Origin of the sequence: Leucothrix mucor DSM 2157 (assembly GCF_000419525.1) — a bacterium.
Taxonomy (GTDB): Bacteria; Pseudomonadota; Gammaproteobacteria; order Thiotrichales; family Thiotrichaceae; genus Leucothrix; species Leucothrix mucor.
In genome coordinates this window covers 36,408-53,260 of sequence record NZ_ATTE01000001.1, presented here as the reverse complement: position 1 = coordinate 53,260, position 16,853 = coordinate 36,408, and the positions used below count along the sequence as shown (strand labels likewise).

The window sequence follows — 16,853 nt, the reverse complement described above, 5'->3', positions numbered from 1 at the left end:
TAATACAATGCCAAAAGAAGCGATTAATTACGCCATTGAGACAACGCAACTAAGCAAAAAGATCCAACTAAAAACAGGAGAGTCACTCCCGATACTGCATGATATCACGCTGCAGATTCCACAAGGCAGCTCGGTGGCGATCACCGGAGCCTCTGGATCAGGAAAAACAACATTACTCGGCCTCTTAGCGGGACTTGATGCGCCAACTGGCGGAGATATCAAACTACTTGGCAAGTCCATGTCAGACCTTAGTGAAGATCAACGCGCTGCATTACGATTAGGACAGGTGGGATTTGTATTCCAGTCTTTTCACCTAATGAACAACTTAACGGCTCTGGAAAACATCATGTTACCGCTAGAACTTGAGCAGGTTTCAGGTGATATCAGACAGCAAGCGTTAGATGCACTAGAGCAAGTTGGTCTGAGTCAGCGCGCCAGCCACTTACCCACTCAATTGTCCGGTGGTGAGCAACAACGTATTGCTCTGGCTCGTGCCTTTGTTAACAAGCCAAAAGTGTTATTTGCAGATGAGCCCACGGGTAACTTGGATCAGGCAACGGGTCAGGATATCGAGAAGCTGCTATTTAAAATGCAGCAAGATAATCAGAGCACCATGATCTTAGTGACGCATGATGACTCGCTGGCTGCGAAATGCCAAATTCACTACCGCCTGCAAAACGGCGAAGTGGTGACGTCAGAATGAATATACTCAAACACTGGCGTCAGGCATGGCGCATCGCAGAAATGCGTCTGTTATTCCTAGCGTTACTAGTCTCAGTGACTGCCGTTACTTCGGTTAACTTTTTTACTGATCGCACCGACCGCGCAATGACTGCGCAGGCAACCAAGTTACTCGGTGCTGATATTATCGTGCGCTCCTCTCGCCCGTTGGATGAAAACTACCTGCAGCACGCTAAAGACATGGGACTGCAAGCCGCTGAGATGGTTAGCTTTAGCAGCATGGTATCGGTAGATGACCGCCTTCAATTAGCACAAATCAAAGCAGTAACTGACAATTACCCACTGCGTGGCGAAGTACAGATCAGCGACAGCCTTGAGCAACCGGGTGCGGTAGAGACATTAGATGCGCTCAAGCCGAATCAGGTCTGGGGCGTTGCCCAACTATTCACCGCGCTTGAAGTTCAGCCCGGTACTGAAGTCCGTATCGGTCGTAGCTTATTTAGCTTATCCAAAATTATTACCAGTACGCCAGACCAAGGCGCTAATGTCTTTCAGTTTTCTCCACAGGTATTAATGCCCTTGGAAGATCTGAGTGCGACTGGCTTATTAACTCCCGGAAGTCGTGCCCGCTTTAGTTACTTATTTGCCGGCAGTGATGCCCAAGTTGATGAATTACAAAGCTGGCTGGAAGCCCAGCTCAAAACAGGCGAACGCATAGAAACATTGGATGATGGTCTACCCTCTGTGCAAACCGCATTACAACGCGGCCAACGCTTTTTAAATATGGCAGCCCTACTCAGCGTTATTCTTGCGGGCGCCGCCATTGCGCTAACCAGCTATAGCTTTAGCAAACATGAAACACACACCGTAGCTGTTCTTAAAACAATGGGCGCTTCAAGACGCCGTATTTTGCAGCGCTACTTGAGCCAGCTATTACTGACCTCGACCACTGCAGCACTACTCGGTGCGCTGCTCGGCTTCGTCATTCAATTCCTAATTGCTTTTATGCTGAAGGATTTGATCGGCCAGACTTTACCAGCCCCTAGCATACTGCCAGCAATCACCGGCTTACTAACAGCTTGGTTAATGGTTTTGAGTTTCTCATCGCCACAGCTCGTGCAGCTGGTTAATACCGCACCAGTACAGATCTTTCAAAACCAATCCCAAGGAAGCACGACCAGCTGGAAATTTTTAGTCGGGACCATTCTTGCGGGTATTTTTGCTTTAATGTGGATGCAAACCAACGACCTAAAGCTCAGCGCTTATGTGTTTGCGGGTACGATTGCCGCAGTTGTGGTTTTCTGGCTAGTCGCCAGAGTACTGCTTAAGTCGATGGCACACATCAAAATCAAAGGAAAATCAGTCCTCAGCACACTGTCTGGTGCTGGCCAACGCTTGCAGTTACTGATTGTAGTGTTTGGAATCGGATTATTCAGTCTGCTATTACTGACTGCTCTACGCGGAGACCTATTGGATCGCTGGCAGAATAGTATTCCAGCCGATGCTCCTAATAACTTCCTGATTAATATCCAGCCGGATGAAGTGACTAGCCTCAAACAGTATCTTGCACAGAAGCAAATCGATCCAAACTTGTATCCTTTAATTCGTGGCCGACTCGTTGAGATCAAAGGCGAACCAGTTGTTATTGATGACGTAGAGTCGGAAAGAGATCGTCGCTTATTGCAACGCGAATTCAATTTATCCTCAGTAACTGAGTTACCCGAAGCCAATATCATGCTTGATGGAGACTGGTTTACTAAAGGCCAAACCACTGGATTCTCGGTAGAAGAAGGCATTATGGAACGCTTTAAGCTGGCTCTGGGAGATACCTTAACCTTTGATATTGCCGGTCAAAAAGTCACTCAGAAGATTGAAAGTGTACGGCGTGTTAATTGGGATAACCTCACACCCAACTTCTTTGTACTGGCAGCGCCAGGCTCAATGGAGAACTTACCCCAGACCTTTATCACCAGCATTTATGTGCCAGAGAATGATAAAACGCTGGTCCCCAATCTCATCAAGCAGCACCCGAGCGTCAGTTCAATTGATATCAGCGCTATTATGGGTCAAATCAAAGACCTGATCGGCAAAGCGTCTTTTGCGGTGCAGGCCATTTTTGCCTTTACCTTGATTGCTGGAATCATTGTGTTATTTGCAGCGCTACAGTCGCAAAAAGCCGAGCGCCGTAAAGAACTCGCAATCCTAAAGACTATTGGCGCTAGCCGACGCCAGCTAAAGAAAACGATTCTGTTGGAGTTTACTTTGGTGGGAGCCATTGCAGGCTTCTTGGCTGGAGCATTTGCAATTATTGCGAGTAATGTCGCCGCCTATGCCCTATTCGATCTTGAGCCGTCAATTAATATGACGCTCATTATCATCGGCATAGTGAGTGGTGGCTTATTGGTGGGAATTGCAGGCTATCTAAACTTAAGACCGTTGCTCAATGTCGCGCCAGCCTTACTATTTCAGGAACATGCTAGCTAATCAGGAGTAATTTGCCGCTTCTTCTAACAACCAAGAAACAAACGCCTCAACGGATTCATTTACAGTATCCGTTTTGGGGCGTATTACATAGTAGGAGTGATCAAGCGGCATTTTCAGGTCAAATGGAATGCATAGGCGACCGGCATCAATGTCATATTGAGCCAGCGGCTCCATACTAAGGCCAATACCCTGCTTGTCGATCGCTCCACCTAATACCAGCGAAACGTGGTTGAAGTGCAGACCGCGTTTCGCATCAATTCCTTCAACACCTGCCAGCTCAAGCCAGCGCTCCCAAGATGGGCGGCCAGTATAGCCAGTATCATCATGTAGCAACGTATAGTGGCGTAAGTCGTCCGGTGTTTTCAGCGGATGCTCACCTTCGGTCAACAGATCCGGGTTACACAATGGCACTGCAGCCACATCAAATAACTTATCGACCTGATAACCAGGCGCAATACCGTCACCAAAACGAATAATTAAGTCGATTTCAGCACTTCGAAACCAATCATCCATATTGTCAGAAGTGCTGCGATTGCTAATTAAAGTGTCATCACCGGTAATTTGCATGTCAATTTCCGGATGTGCACCCGAAAACTTATGCAACTTAGGGACTAACCATTTAGCCGCAAAGGATGGCGCCATGCAGACATTCACACTGGCATGTGCCGTATGACGACGCATAAGGTTCACCGCTTCGGCAAGATTGGTAAAGCCTTCACGCAATTTAGGTAAGGCTACTTCAGCCGCTTCGGTTAACTCAATGGAACGATTTTTACGTTCGAACAGAGGAAAGCCGAGATATTCTTCGAGGGCTTTGATTTGATGACTGACCGCTGCTTTGGTCACAAATAATTCGTCAGCTGCTTTACTGAAACTAAGGTTACGTGCCGCTGACTCGAGGACTCGCAAAGAATTTAAAGGAGGGAGTTGTGGCATAGTATAGTCAGTGCTGATCCGGCGATAAATTATAATAAGATGATGTTACTGCGTCTTCCGCATGTAGCATAAGAAAAAAAAGGGTTTTAAACAATAGTCTATTGGCTTTTACAATGCTTATTTGTTGCTAGTACGCATCACTCTCTCCCGAGAAGAAGGCAAACTGACAATCACCACACCGATAATAATAATGAGAATGCCAATATTTTTTTGAAGATTGGTGGTCTCATTAAATTGAGGCAAGCACACAGCACCCACGTAAACCAAGACATAGGCGATACTGAATAAGGGATAAGCCTTACTCAGCTTAAGAAACGACAACACATAAACCCACATGAGCATCGAAACAAAATAACTAAGAATGCCGAGGGAGAACCATAATAGCGCGGTTTGGTTACCACTGGTTAGAGAATACTCTGTCAACTGCTGCCAAAGCTCACTCCAACCGCTTAGATACTGGGTACTGAGTTTCATAAACAGCTGACCAACAGCCGTTAATAAGATGGCGACACCTAGGATTATCCACGATCTCGGCTTAATTCTGCCATCTTCTGAGACACTCATATCGCGCCCCGAAGCAAAACACCAATCCCAACTAGAATGACAAACACACCAAGCCAGCGTTGCAACGGTATTTTCTCTTTAAAGAGATACCGGGCACCTAATAGAATAAGTACGTAATTAATGCTAAGTAGAGGATATGCCAGACTGAGTTCAACCTTAGTGAGCACAATCATCCAGAACAGCAGACCTAATCCAAGAAATGCGGTGCTGCCGACAAATTCAATACTTAATAAGCGCCTGAAAATACTACTGCTTTTTATATTTGCATATTTCAGTGATGCTTGTTTCTGTAATAGCTGCCCACCACTGGTGAATGCCACTGAACAGAGTAAAGCCAAGAAAACCTCACGCGTAAAAATCACTTTCGCTCCCTCGCGGTATAGATATGAACTTCTTCGCTCGCCTCTGAGTTCACACGTCTAATATATAGCATACAGGCGAGAGTTGCTAGATTCAAAAAACCAATACAATCAATAGGTTAAAGTACTATACGAGGGTCGAAACTGATTAAAAGGAAAACATAATCACTTCAAAATTACGCATTGCGGTGCTAAAAAACATGCTGACTTTACTGATCTTGGAAACTCAGTATCTTTACGTTCAGACACTATATCCAGATCCTATTAGCTCATTTTTAACACATTTCAAGTGAATCGCGGCTTTACAAGATTATTTTTATTGATTTTAAGCCGCTAAACTCTAATTACATTTCGACATCACGCTTAAACGCTTGTCCATCACTACCGAACAAATAAGCACTCTTAGCATCGGCATAGACTGCAACCGACTCACCAGAGCGTGTTCTATCGTTACCTGGGCGTTCAACCACGAAGTTATCGTTTTGACCGTATTCACCATATAAGTAGCTGGTGCCGCCCAAATGTTCAGATAAAATGACTTTAAGTTCAAAGTTAAAGTCTCCTTCGCTAGCTGATAAGTCCTCAGGGCGCAAGCCAAGCGTCAGCGGATCCCCTGCTTTAGCGCCGCTAGTATCGAAATTCAGACTAATAACTTGGCCATCCGGCAGCTTGACGCCAGACGTTTCTGCACCAGGTGCCTCTAAGGTCACAGGAATAAAATTCATACGTGGCGAGCCAATGAAACCCGCAACAAATAGGTTGTCCGGATGCGTATAAAGCTCCAGCGGAGAGCCGTGTTGCTCTACATAACCGTCTTTCAGTACCACAATTCGATCCGCCATTGTCATGGCTTCAACCTGATCATGGGTCACGTAGATCATCGTGTTACCCAGCTTTTGATGCAACTTACCGATCTCAAGGCGCATCTCAACCCGCAACTCAGCATCCAAATTAGACAATGGCTCATCAAATAAGAAGACATCTGGATTACGAACAATGGCACGACCAATCGCCACACGCTGGCGCTGACCACCGGATAACTCTTTAGGTTTGCGCTGCATCAGCTTATCAAGCTGCAAAATACCAGCGGCATGATCGGCTTTTTCTTTGATAATTTTCTTATCAACGCCGTTCATTTTCAAACCAAAACCAAGGTTTTGCTCAACCGTCATATGCGGATAAAGCGCATAGGATTGGAATACCATCGCAATACCGCGCTTGGCTGCATCTACTTCGGTGACATCTTGGCCACCGATTTCGATCTTACCCGTTGTGACATCTTCAAGGCCTGCAATTAAGCGCAATAGCGTCGATTTACCACAGCCAGATGGGCCAACAAATACGGTGAACTCACCGGATTGAATCTGCAGATCCACACCATGAATAATCTCAACATCGCCAAATGCTTTGACTAGTTTCGTTAACGTTACGTCAGCCATCTATTAAACCTCTACACTCATTATTGTCTCCGGCTGCAGGCGTTGGGCAATAGTCGCTGCTGACTTTGTTACCCGTCTCCCCCAATCCTCAAAATCACTATCCGTTACCCGAAACGTCGGGCCTGTCACACTAATTGCTGCTACGGGCATGCCCGAGTTATTAACAATCGCAGCGGCCACACAACGAATACCATGCTGGTGCTCTTCAGTATCAAAGGCATACCCACGCTTTATAACCTCCCGCAGCTGTCGCTGAAGCACAACCGGCGAAGTAATGGTTTGTTGTGTGTATCGCTTAAACTCTATGCGATCAATCAACTCAGCCTGCTGCTGTTCTGGCATGTGGGCCAACATGGCTTTACCCACACCACTACAATAAATCGGGGACTTATCACCCACGCTCACGGTGTAGCGCACGCTTTGGTTGGACTCAACCTGAGAGACATACACCGCATTTAAATCCACCAATACCGCCAACTGAACCGACTCATTGGTTAACTCAGCTAGCTCTGTCATGAGTGGTTGAGCAATTTCCCGAACATCCGACTGCTTCCAGGCTGTATTAGCCATTTCCAGCAATCGGTATCCTATACGATAGGTCTGGTTACCCTCATCAAAGCGCACCATTCCCTCAAGCTGTAGACTCGCCAGCAGCCGGTGTAGGGTTGCTTTGGGCAAATCCAGTGCTGTTTGTAAGTCTGCGAATCGCATCGGTGTCCGCGAATCAGCGATGGCAGACATCACAGTAAGTCCACGGGTCAAACCACTGTTCTCTACTTTTACTCCGCTCACCTTCGCCATATCATCTCTTCAACTCTACAGATTTAGTAACATATGGAACATTGTTCCACTATCTTGAAAAAAACACAACACCCCAATTCAAACAATAAAAATAAGATGTTTTGAATGATTGACAGTCGTCGAGAAACATCAATATACTTGTTTTTGGAACGATGTTCCGATTTTTTAGTTTGCTAACTTTCTAAGGATTTCAGATGAGTCAGTCACTGAATAAACGACCCGTTAACATGACACCCTGGCTATTTTTGCTGCCAGCCTTTGTTATGTTTGCGCTATACGTGCTCTACCCGATCATCCAGAGCATTTCACTCAGCTTTTACGAATGGGACGGGCTTGGCGAGAAAACCTGGGTAGGAATGGCAAACTACACGGAGCTATTCGACGATGATAATTTCTGGACCTCCTTGAAAAACAACATCCTCTGGCTGGTCTTCTTTATGTTGGCCCCGGTGATTGGATTGGCCATCGCGCTGTTTTTGAATCAGGAAGTTGCCGGCATCCGCCTCGCTAAATCCCTATTCTTCTTCCCATTCGTTATCTCGCAAGTGGTTGTCGGCCTAGTTTTTGCCTGGTTCTACGACCCCAGTTTTGGCTTGATGGGACAGGTAATGACCTTCTTTGGTTTGGAGCCAATGTCGGTACTGGCCAATGAAAACACAGTAACTTACGCGATTATCGCGGCTGGTTTATGGCCACAAATCGCTTATTGTATGATTCTATATCTAACCGGTCTTAACGGCCTAAACCCTGAGCAAATCGAAGCTGCACGCCTTGATAATGCCAGCGGATTCAAAATGTTATGGTATGTCATCCTCCCGCAACTTCGCCCTGCTACCTTTATCGCAATCGTGGTAACAGTGATTGGTGCGCTGCGAAGCTTTGACTTGATTGCCATCATGACCGACGGCGGCCCTTACGGCAGCAGCTCGGTACTGGCGTACTTTATGTACGAGCAAAGTATCAATAACTTCAGAATGGGCTACGGCGCGGCGATTGCCACCGTACTGTTTATGATCATGAATATTTACATCGCCTTCTTCTTGTGGCGCATGTTACGTGCGGAGGAACGTTAAAATGTTTCCAACTCCTTTAAAACATCGCTCTCAAGCCGCTAATATCAGTTATCGCATTGCCGTTCCGGTGGTACTACTCATCTGGTTATTGCCATTAATCGCAGTTGCGCTGACCTCAGTCCGCTCCATTGCAGACATTAATCAGGGTAACTACTGGGGTATTCCCAGCGAATGGAACATGATTGAAAACTACAGTGAAGTCTTTCAGGCAACGCCAATGTGGCAGTACCTGTTAAACACGCTAAAAATCACCGTTCCAACCGTGATTGGCAGTATTGCACTGGCAACCATGGCAGGCTTTGCACTGGCTAAATACAAGTTTCGCGGCAACACCTTTTTGTTTGCGATCTTCATTGCCGGTAACTTTGTACCATTCCAGATCCTAATGATTCCGGTGCGCGACCTGACCATTGGCCTTGGGCTGTATGACACGACGATTGGACTCGTATTATTCCATGTCGCCTTCCAAACCGGCTTCTGTACCTTGTTTATGCGTAACTTTATTGCGCAGCTGCCGAATGAATTAATGGAATCAGCACGCTCTGAGGGTGTTAAAGACTGGCAAATCTTCATTCATATCATTCTGCCACTAGTACGCCCTGCTTTAGCTGCACTGGCCGTACTAATCTTTACCTTTGTTTGGAATGATTTCTTTTGGGCCTTAATTCTGGTGCAAAGCGATGAAGTTCGTCCGATTACTGCGGGGTTGAACGCCTTACGTGGTCAGTGGCTGGCCTCCTGGCACTTGATTAGTGCAGGCTCAGTGATTGCCGCATTGCCACCCGTAATGCTGTTTTTCATGATGCAAAAGCATTTCGTTGCGGGCTTAACTCTGGGAGCGAACAAAGGGTGAGTAACAATCTTTACCGGCTGGATAGCGCGGCAAGCACGCTGCTATTACTCAGCATTGACAACGCGATTCCAGCCGTTATTTATTATGGGGCGCGTCTGGCCAGTGAACTGGACGCGGAGACCGCACTGAAATTAACAGCTGATGCAATTCCGAACGCCAAACTGGATAACCGCACTCAGCTGGCTTTATTGCCTGAAAATAGTCGTGGCCATTTTGGTGAAGCAGGCTTGCAAGGCCATCGCGCCGGAGCACAGTTTGCGCATCGCTTTAATGTCACTGATGTTAAGCAAACTGAGCAGGCGATTACCTTTTTCGCTGAAGATGATGCCGCTGGCCTGGCCCTGCAAATCGTGATCACTTGCGATGCACAAAGTAATGTCTTTAGCTGGCAGAATACGCTGACTAACACTGCCGATAGCGATTACACATTAGACTGGCTGAGCTGCCCAACCCTGCCATTGGCATTAGCCATGGAGCAAATGATTACGCTGCACGGGCGCTGGGGTAAAGAGTTCCAAGCTCAGAACACTACGTTGCAAGCCGGTCGTTTTCAGATTGATAATCGTCGTGGCCGCACTAGTCATGAACACTTCCCTGGCTTATTACTCGGGGAAACACACACTAGCGAACTCGCCGGCGAAGCCTTCGGAGCACACCTTGGCTGGAGCGGCAATTATCGCTTATTGATTGATAGCCTCAGCGAACATGAGCGCTATTTGCAATGTGGCGAACTATTGCTACCTGGCGAAATTGTGCTGAAATCGGGTGAAAGCTACGAAACCCCATTACTTTACAGTACTCGCAGCAGCGGCTTTTCTGGCGTATCGCAGCAATTCCACCGCTTTGCGCGTCGCAATATTTTGCCGGAATGGACACGCCGCGAGCGCCCTGTTCATGCCAATAGCTGGGAAGCCTTATACTTCGACCATGCCATCGACAAATTGATTGCCTTGGTTGATGCGGCCCATGCCACTGGGGCCGAGCGCTTTGTACTAGATGACGGCTGGTTTATGGGCCGCCGCCACGATAAAGCAGGCTTAGGTGACTGGCAGATTGATCCCGCGATTTACCCAGAAGGTCTAAAGCCACTGGTTGATCATGTGCGCTCCAAAGGGATGCAGTTTGGTTTGTGGTTTGAGCCAGAAATGATGAATCCGGATAGCGCCTTATTCCGCGCGCATCCCGAGTGGGCATTGCAACACGCGCCCTATCCATTAGTACCTGCTCGTAATCAGGAAGTGCTCGACCTTAGCCAGCCAGAATTATTTGATTACCTATTTGATGCCATTTCATCGCTTGTGAGCGAATATCAAATTGATTACATCAAATGGGATATGAACCGCGATACCCTCAATGCAGGCTCTCAGTTCAAGGGCTCGCAACACCAGCAAATCCTCGCGGTTTACCGTTTGATGGACAAGCTGAATAAAGCCCACCCGACACTGGAAATTGAAACCTGTGCCTCTGGCGGTGCTCGCGTTGATTTTGGCGTACTGCGCCATACTGGCCGCGTGTGGACTTCTGATAATATCGACCCGATTGAGCGCATCAGCATTCAAAACGGCTTCAGCTTATTCTTTCCACCGGAAATCATGGGCGCGCACATTGGCTCGGCCATTGCCCATTTAACTGGACGCCAGACTGAGCTGGATACCCGCGCCATTGTGGCTTTACAGGGTCAGACGGGCTATGAGTTTGATAGCCGCTTGCTAAGTGATGCCGACCGCGCAACGGTTCAGCACTACACTAAAATCTACAAAGACAACCGCAACTGGTTAGCCGAAGCAAAGCTCTGGCGCTTACCGGCGATACAAGGCTGCATCCACGCACAGGGCTTAGTCTCTGAAGATCAGTCACAATCGCTGTGGAGCGCGGTCAGCGATGGCAGCCACTTGCACGCAACGGCTGGCAAATTCAAGTTTCACGGTTTAGACCCACAAGCAACTTATGCAGTGACTTGCCTGAATGCTAACCTGCCTTATCTGGCACATTTTGCAAAAGCATTGCCAGCATGGATGGAACAGCCGTCGATAACCCTGAGCGGTGAGCTGCTAATGCAAATGGGCTTAGTACTGCCTTATATGCCGCCACAAACCGCCTTATTACTACATTGCACTTCTATTTGATCACTGGGCTATGAGCATGAATACACTCTACCAACCTTTTATTGAGCGCTTTGAAGAAAGCTCCAATCCGGTTCGCACTTTCTATGCCCCTGGCCGGGTAAACTTAATTGGCGACCATACTGATTACTGTGGCGGCTTGGTATTCCCTTGTGCTATTGATCGCGGCACGACCGTCATGATCAGAAAGCGCGATGACGATACCGTCAAACTGGCCTCTACCAATTTTGAATTAATGGCTTCTTTATCACCGGCTGAGCTTAATCAGAAGTATGGTGATAACTGGATTAACTACGTACTTGGTGTGATTGATCAATTCCGCAAGCGTGGCATTGAAACTACCGGTTTTGAATGCTTGTATAGCGGCAATATTCCTAATGGCGGCGGACTTTCCTCCTCAGCCTCATTGGAAGTCGTTACCGCGTTTGCTCTAAATAGCCTGTTCGGTGCGGGTTTTGATGATATCGAGTTGGTACGCATTGCACTGGCCGCTGAGAATGAATTTGTCGGCGTTAACTGCGGCATTATGGATCAGTATGCGGTCGCGATGGCACAGAAAGATCATGCCATGATGCTGGACTGCAACACACTTGAGTGCGAGCAAACGCCGCTCAAATTAGATGGCTATCAAATTGTTATCGTGAACTCCAATCAGCGCCGTGATCTGGTGGATTCCAAATACAATGAGAGATTTCAGGAATGCCAGACTGCCACTCGTGATCTCAGCAAGCATCTGAACATCAAGCAGCTGGCGGAAGTAACGCCTGCACAGATGAAAGATAGCCTCGAGTACTTCAGCAGTATTGACGTAGCAAAGCGCGCCAAGCATGTCATCACCGAGCACAATCGGGTACGTGAAGCCGTTATTGCTTTGAATGCTGATGATCTGAATACTTTCGGCAGGCTGATGAATGAATCACACAAATCAATGAGTGAAGACTTTGAAGCCTCTACCGATATCATTGACCAATTAGTGGCTATTTCATTGGATACACCGGGCGTTATTGGCGCACGGATGACTGGCGGCGGTTTTGGTGGCTGTACGGTAAACCTAGTCGCAGAAGATCAGGTTGAGTACTTCATCGAATCAGTGGGCAAGCGCTACCGTGAAGCCTGCGGCTTAAAAGCAGATTTCTACCCGACGCAAAGTGACAACGGCATGCGGGAAATTACCGAATGAGCACCGCGACTGATAATCAGGGAAACTGGGAGCGCCGCTGGCATCCCCTGCTCTCGCAGTGGGTAATCATTGCCGCGACCACGGGCAATCGCCCTTGGCAAGGTGCCGTCGTCAGCGATAAAGCCGAGCAGCCTCCAGAGCATGATCCCAGTTGCTACCTTTGTCCAAGTAACACGCGCGCCAATGGTGAAGTGAATCCTGCCTATCAAGGCCCATGGGCTTTCGATAATGACTATGCGTCGTTCTCGCCCAATGCACCGGTGTTTGATGAAGCCGATGCGGCAGACCCATTGCAACGCCGCGCCTCAAACCGAGGTCGTTGTCGTGTACTGTGCTGGACTGAGCGCCATGACCGTACCTTAGCGACCATCAGCACAGAGACCATGCGCACTGTCGGCCAGCTTTGGCAAACAGAATACAACACACTCTCTAAAGACCCCGCGATTCAGCAGATACTGATTTTTGAAAACAAAGGTCAGGAGATTGGCGTGTCCAACCCGCATCCGCATGGACAGATTTACGCGACGGGCTTTGTTGGCGATACCTTTAGCCGTGCGCGCCAAGCGCAAGCAGACTGGGCTCGTGAACATGGCAGCACTCTGCTATTGGATTTACTAAGCCGCGATACTTATAAAGAGTCTCTGCTTATTGCCGAGACCGAGCATTTCGTTGCAATCATTCCTTACTTTGCCCGCTTTGCTTATGAGTGCTGGCTACTGCCAAAACGCCGTGCCGCACACATTGGCCAGTTGAATAATGTCGAGCGTGATGATTTATCCCTGCTCTATCAGAAAATGGCAAAGACTTATAACGAGTTATTCCAGCGCGAAAGTCCCAATATCAGCCTGATGTACAACGCGCCTTGCGATGATCATCCGGACAATGAGCACTGGCAGTTCCATATGATTATGCAGCCGCCATTGCGTGAGCCAGATAAGCTGAAATACCTTGCGGGCTACGAGTCCGGAAGCGCCAATATTGTGAACCCAGTCCAACCAGAAATCGCGGCAGAACGGCTACGCGAAGCCTTTGCCAAAGTGACCCAGCGTGAGGAAAACGCATGAAGTTAGGAGTTTGTTATTATCCTGAGCAATGGCCAGAATCACTCTGGGAGCAGGATGCTGCCGAAATGGTTGCCGCCGGTATCGAATGGGTACGCATAGGCGAGTTTGCCTGGAGCCGTTACGAGCCTGAAGCCGGTGAATACGATTGGGACTGGCTGAAGCGCTCACTGGATATTTTAGGTAATGCTGGTCTGAAAGTGGTACTAGGCACGCCAACTGCCACACCACCCAAATGGCTGGTCGATGAAAATCCTGACATGATTGCAGTTGATGAAGACGGCAAGCCGCGCAGCTTCGGCTCGCGTCGTCATTACTGTTTTTCATCCGCGGCTTATTTAGTGGAATGCGCTCGCATTGTCACTGAAATGGCGAAAGAGTTTGGCGACCATCCAGCCGTTGCCGGTTGGCAAACAGACAATGAATACGGCTGCCACGATACCATTATCAGCTACTCTGAAGCCGCTCGCGATGCCTTCCGCATTTGGTGCCACCAGCAATATAACGGTGATATCCAAGCCCTGAATGAAGCCTGGGGCAATGTGTTTTGGAGCATGGAATACCGCGACTTTAATGAAATCGAACGGCCAAACCTGACCGTTACAGAATCCAACCCGGCACACAAACTAGACTTCTGGCGTTTTAGTAGCGATCAGGTCGTGGTCTATAACAAGCTACAAGTCGATATTCTGCGTAAATACGCACCGGGTCGCGACTTAATCCATAACTATATGGGTAACTTCACCGACTTTAATCATCACGATGTGGCTGCCGATCTGGACATTGCCAGCTGGGATAGTTATCCGCTGGGATTCCTTGACCAAAGTCGTGCCAGCGATGCTGAAAAGCAGCAATGGATGCGCACTGGCCACCCTGACTTTGCCGCATTCCACCATGATTTATACCGTGGCGTGGGCAAAGGTCGTTGGTGGGTCATGGAGCAGCAACCCGGCCCTGTCAACTGGGCACCGCACAACCCTGCTCCACTGGATGGCATGGTCCGTTTCTGGACTTGGGAAGCCTTTGCCCATGGCGCAGAAGTAGTCAGTTATTTCCGCTGGCGACAAGCCCCATTTGCCCAAGAGCAAATGCACAGCGGCCTAAAGCGTCCGGATAACAGTGTTGATATCGGCCTACTGGAAGCCACGCAAACCGCTGGCGAAGTACAAAGCCTTACTGCACAGGCAGGCAGCGAAAATACAGGCATTGATGCCAGCCATATTCTCAAAGAAGTGGCCTTCATCTTTGACTATGAAAGTGATTGGTCCTTACGCGTACAGCCTCAAGGTAATAATTACCATCCGCTGGATTGGGCCATGTCGATGTACACCGCTTGCCGTCAGGCGGGTGTAAATGTGGATATCCTGCCACCAAATGCGAATCTGGATGGCTATGCTGCGATTGTGGTTGCCAATCAGCAGCTGGAGCATGCAGAGTTATTGGCCTCACTGAAAAACACGTCCGCACAGGTAATCCTTGGCCCGCGTACGTTCTCTAAAACCCAGCAATATCAAATCCCGGCGAACTTAGCACCGGGCAGTTTGCAGCAGCTTATCCTTCTGCGCGTGGTGCGGGTTGAATCTTTAGCGGACTTCTGGTCTGATACCGTGAGACACAGCGTCTCAAAAGAACAATCATTAACTGTTAGCAAGTGGCGTGAGTTTGTAGAAACAGACCTCAGCCCAAGTTATCAATCGGCTGATGGCTGGGGATTTGCTTACCAGCACAATAACATCCACTATATTAATGGCTGTGCCGATCAACACAGTCTGAACGAATTGATACAACAAGTACTCGAAAGCAATGAGCACTTGAAGATCAACCCTTGTGCCGGTGGCTTACGGCAACAGAAAGTCGGGAAATGGCAGTTCTTCTTTAACTACGGTCCGGAAGATCAGTCACTACCTAACCAACGTCAAACGGTCCTGGGTGGGCATCATTTAGCTCAGGGGCAACTGGCAATTGTTCAAATTGACACATGATCAACAATGAGAAGAGAGGAAAATCTATGCATCCGATCAAACAAACTTTAATCACGCTGGCGGCAACCATTGCGCTGTCAACATCTGCTCTGGCAGGTACGTTGGTGATTAACTCAGATCAAGCTGATCCGGCTCCAAAAGCGGCATTTGCTGAAGTGGTTAAACAGTTTGAAGCGGCTAACCCGGACATTAAGGTTAAGCTGAATACCTTCGATAAAGAAGCGTATAAAACAGCCCTGCGCAACTGGCTGGCGACTGAGCCGCCTGATGTTGTGTTCTGGTATGCCGGTAACCGCATGAAGCAATTTGTAGATAAGAAACTGTTCGAAGATGTCTCTGATCTGTGGACAGATGGCGACCTGCTGAACAAGATGAGCACTGCAGCACCTGCAATGTCGATCGACAAAAAGCAATGGGGCATGCCATACACGTATTACCAGTGGGGCGTTTACTACCGTAAGGATATTTTCGAAAAGCTAGGCATCGAAATTCCAAAAACTTACGATGAGTACCTCGCGGCGTGTGCCAAGATCAAAGAAGCAGGCATTGCACCGGTTACAATCGGTACTAAATACCTGTGGACTGCGGCGGGCTGGTTCGATTACCTGAACATGCGTACTAACGGTTTAGACTTTCACATCGACCTGATGGATGGAAAAATCCCGTACACAGATGACCGTGTTAAAGCGACATTCGCTAACTGGTCAAAAGTGGTTGAGCCAGAGTACTTTGTAAAAGATCACGCGACTTACTCTTGGCAGGAAGCACTACCGTTCTTGCTGAAAGGCGAAGCGGCGATGTATTTGCTGGGTAACTTCATTACACCTCAGTTTGGTGATCAGGAAGAGAACATGGGCTTCTTCCAATTCCCGATTATCAACCCTGAAGTGGGTGTTGGTGAAGATGCGCCAATGGATACGGTTCACATCCCCGCTAAAGCGAAGAACAAGGAAGATGCACGTAAATTCCTGGCTTACTTAGCAACACCGGATGTACAGACCACAATCAACGCCGCCATCAACCAGATTCCACCGAATAAAGATGCGAAAGCGGCTGATAACTACTTCCTGAATATCGGTATTAAGATGTTGAGTGAAGCAGACGGTACTGCACAGTTCTATGACCGTGATACGACACCGGGCATGGCGAAAGAAGGTATGAAAGGATTCCAGGAGTTCATGGTTAAGCCTGAGCGTTTGGATAAGATCCTTGAGTCGTTAGAGAAGACTCGTAAGCGTGAGTTTAAAGTGAAGTAATTCACCACTTACAGCTGAAAGATCAGGGCGGCAGCCACCATACTGCCGCCCTTTTTTATGC

14 protein-coding genes are annotated in these 16,853 nt (G+C 48.1%); 9 read left to right on the top strand and 5 right to left on the bottom strand.

What is annotated here, in order from left to right:
* Positions 1-7 precede the first annotated feature (7 nt).
* Together LEUMU_RS0100230 and LEUMU_RS0100225 are read left to right on the top strand one after the other, a co-directional pair.
* Positions 8-703, top strand: coding sequence for an ABC transporter ATP-binding protein (locus LEUMU_RS0100230; RefSeq protein ID WP_022950260.1), 696 nt, complete (start codon positions 8-10; stop codon positions 701-703).
* On the top strand, positions 700-3,165 hold the full coding sequence (locus tag LEUMU_RS0100225) for an ABC transporter permease (protein ID WP_022950259.1): 2,466 nt from the start codon (positions 700-702) through the stop codon (positions 3,163-3,165). Before LEUMU_RS0100230 ends, LEUMU_RS0100225 begins: the two co-directional genes overlap by 4 nt.
* Here LEUMU_RS0100225 and gcvA read toward each other — a convergent pair whose 3' ends face one another.
* The 5 genes from gcvA to LEUMU_RS23905 form a co-directional block, all read right to left on the bottom strand.
* Complete coding sequence (gcvA, locus tag LEUMU_RS0100220) at positions 3,166-4,101, bottom strand: transcriptional regulator GcvA (protein WP_022950258.1); 936 nt, start codon at positions 4,099-4,101, stop codon at positions 3,166-3,168. It abuts the gene before it with no gap.
* 117 nt (positions 4,102-4,218) lie between these two features.
* On the bottom strand, positions 4,219-4,665 hold the full coding sequence (locus LEUMU_RS23910) for a DMT family transporter (RefSeq protein ID WP_022950257.1): 447 nt from the start codon (positions 4,663-4,665) through the stop codon (positions 4,219-4,221).
* A complete protein-coding gene (locus tag LEUMU_RS0100210; RefSeq protein ID WP_022950256.1) occupies positions 4,662-5,027 on the bottom strand; it encodes a DMT family transporter in 366 nt (121 codons plus the stop codon). The genes LEUMU_RS23910 and LEUMU_RS0100210 overlap by 4 nt, the downstream gene beginning before the upstream one ends.
* 341 nt (positions 5,028-5,368) lie before the next feature.
* Positions 5,369-6,463 (bottom strand): ABC transporter ATP-binding protein, encoded by a 1,095-nt coding sequence (locus LEUMU_RS0100205; protein ID WP_022950255.1) that lies wholly within the window; start codon positions 6,461-6,463, stop codon positions 5,369-5,371.
* A 3-nt stretch (positions 6,464-6,466) separates the two neighbouring features.
* Positions 6,467-7,264 (bottom strand): IclR family transcriptional regulator, encoded by a 798-nt coding sequence (locus tag LEUMU_RS23905; RefSeq protein ID WP_022950254.1) that lies wholly within the window; start codon positions 7,262-7,264, stop codon positions 6,467-6,469.
* A gap of 194 nt (positions 7,265-7,458) precedes the next feature.
* On the opposite strand from LEUMU_RS23905, the gene LEUMU_RS0100195 reads away from it, so the two are divergent.
* The 7 genes from LEUMU_RS0100195 to LEUMU_RS0100165 are packed head-to-tail and all read left to right on the top strand — an operon-like array spanning position 7,459 to position 16,792.
* Positions 7,459-8,337 carry a carbohydrate ABC transporter permease gene (locus tag LEUMU_RS0100195; protein ID WP_022950253.1) on the top strand — a complete coding sequence of 293 codons (879 nt, stop codon included), beginning with the start codon at positions 7,459-7,461 and terminating at the stop codon, positions 8,335-8,337.
* Between the two features lies 1 nt (position 8,338).
* Positions 8,339-9,190 carry a carbohydrate ABC transporter permease gene (locus LEUMU_RS0100190; RefSeq protein ID WP_022950252.1) on the top strand — a complete coding sequence of 284 codons (852 nt, stop codon included), beginning with the start codon at positions 8,339-8,341 and terminating at the stop codon, positions 9,188-9,190.
* Complete coding sequence (locus LEUMU_RS0100185) at positions 9,187-11,316, top strand: alpha-galactosidase (protein WP_022950251.1); 2,130 nt, start codon at positions 9,187-9,189, stop codon at positions 11,314-11,316. Before LEUMU_RS0100190 ends, LEUMU_RS0100185 begins: the two co-directional genes overlap by 4 nt.
* Positions 11,317-11,332: 16 nt before the next feature.
* A complete protein-coding gene (locus tag LEUMU_RS0100180; protein ID WP_022950250.1) occupies positions 11,333-12,493 on the top strand; it encodes a galactokinase in 1,161 nt (386 codons plus the stop codon).
* The gene (gene galT / locus LEUMU_RS23900) at positions 12,490-13,557 is read left to right on the top strand and encodes a galactose-1-phosphate uridylyltransferase (protein WP_022950249.1); all 1,068 of its coding nucleotides are present in this window, start codon (positions 12,490-12,492) and stop codon (positions 13,555-13,557) included. The genes LEUMU_RS0100180 and galT overlap by 4 nt, the downstream gene beginning before the upstream one ends.
* Positions 13,554-15,536: a beta-galactosidase gene (locus LEUMU_RS0100170; protein ID WP_022950248.1), complete on the top strand. Its 1,983-nt coding sequence runs from the start codon at positions 13,554-13,556 to the stop codon at positions 15,534-15,536. Before galT ends, LEUMU_RS0100170 begins: the two co-directional genes overlap by 4 nt.
* Before the next feature lie 26 nt (positions 15,537-15,562).
* Positions 15,563-16,792, top strand: a complete 1,230-nt coding sequence (locus tag LEUMU_RS0100165; protein ID WP_022950247.1) for an ABC transporter substrate-binding protein — start codon at positions 15,563-15,565, stop codon at positions 16,790-16,792.
* The last annotated feature ends 61 nt before the right edge of the window (positions 16,793-16,853 follow it).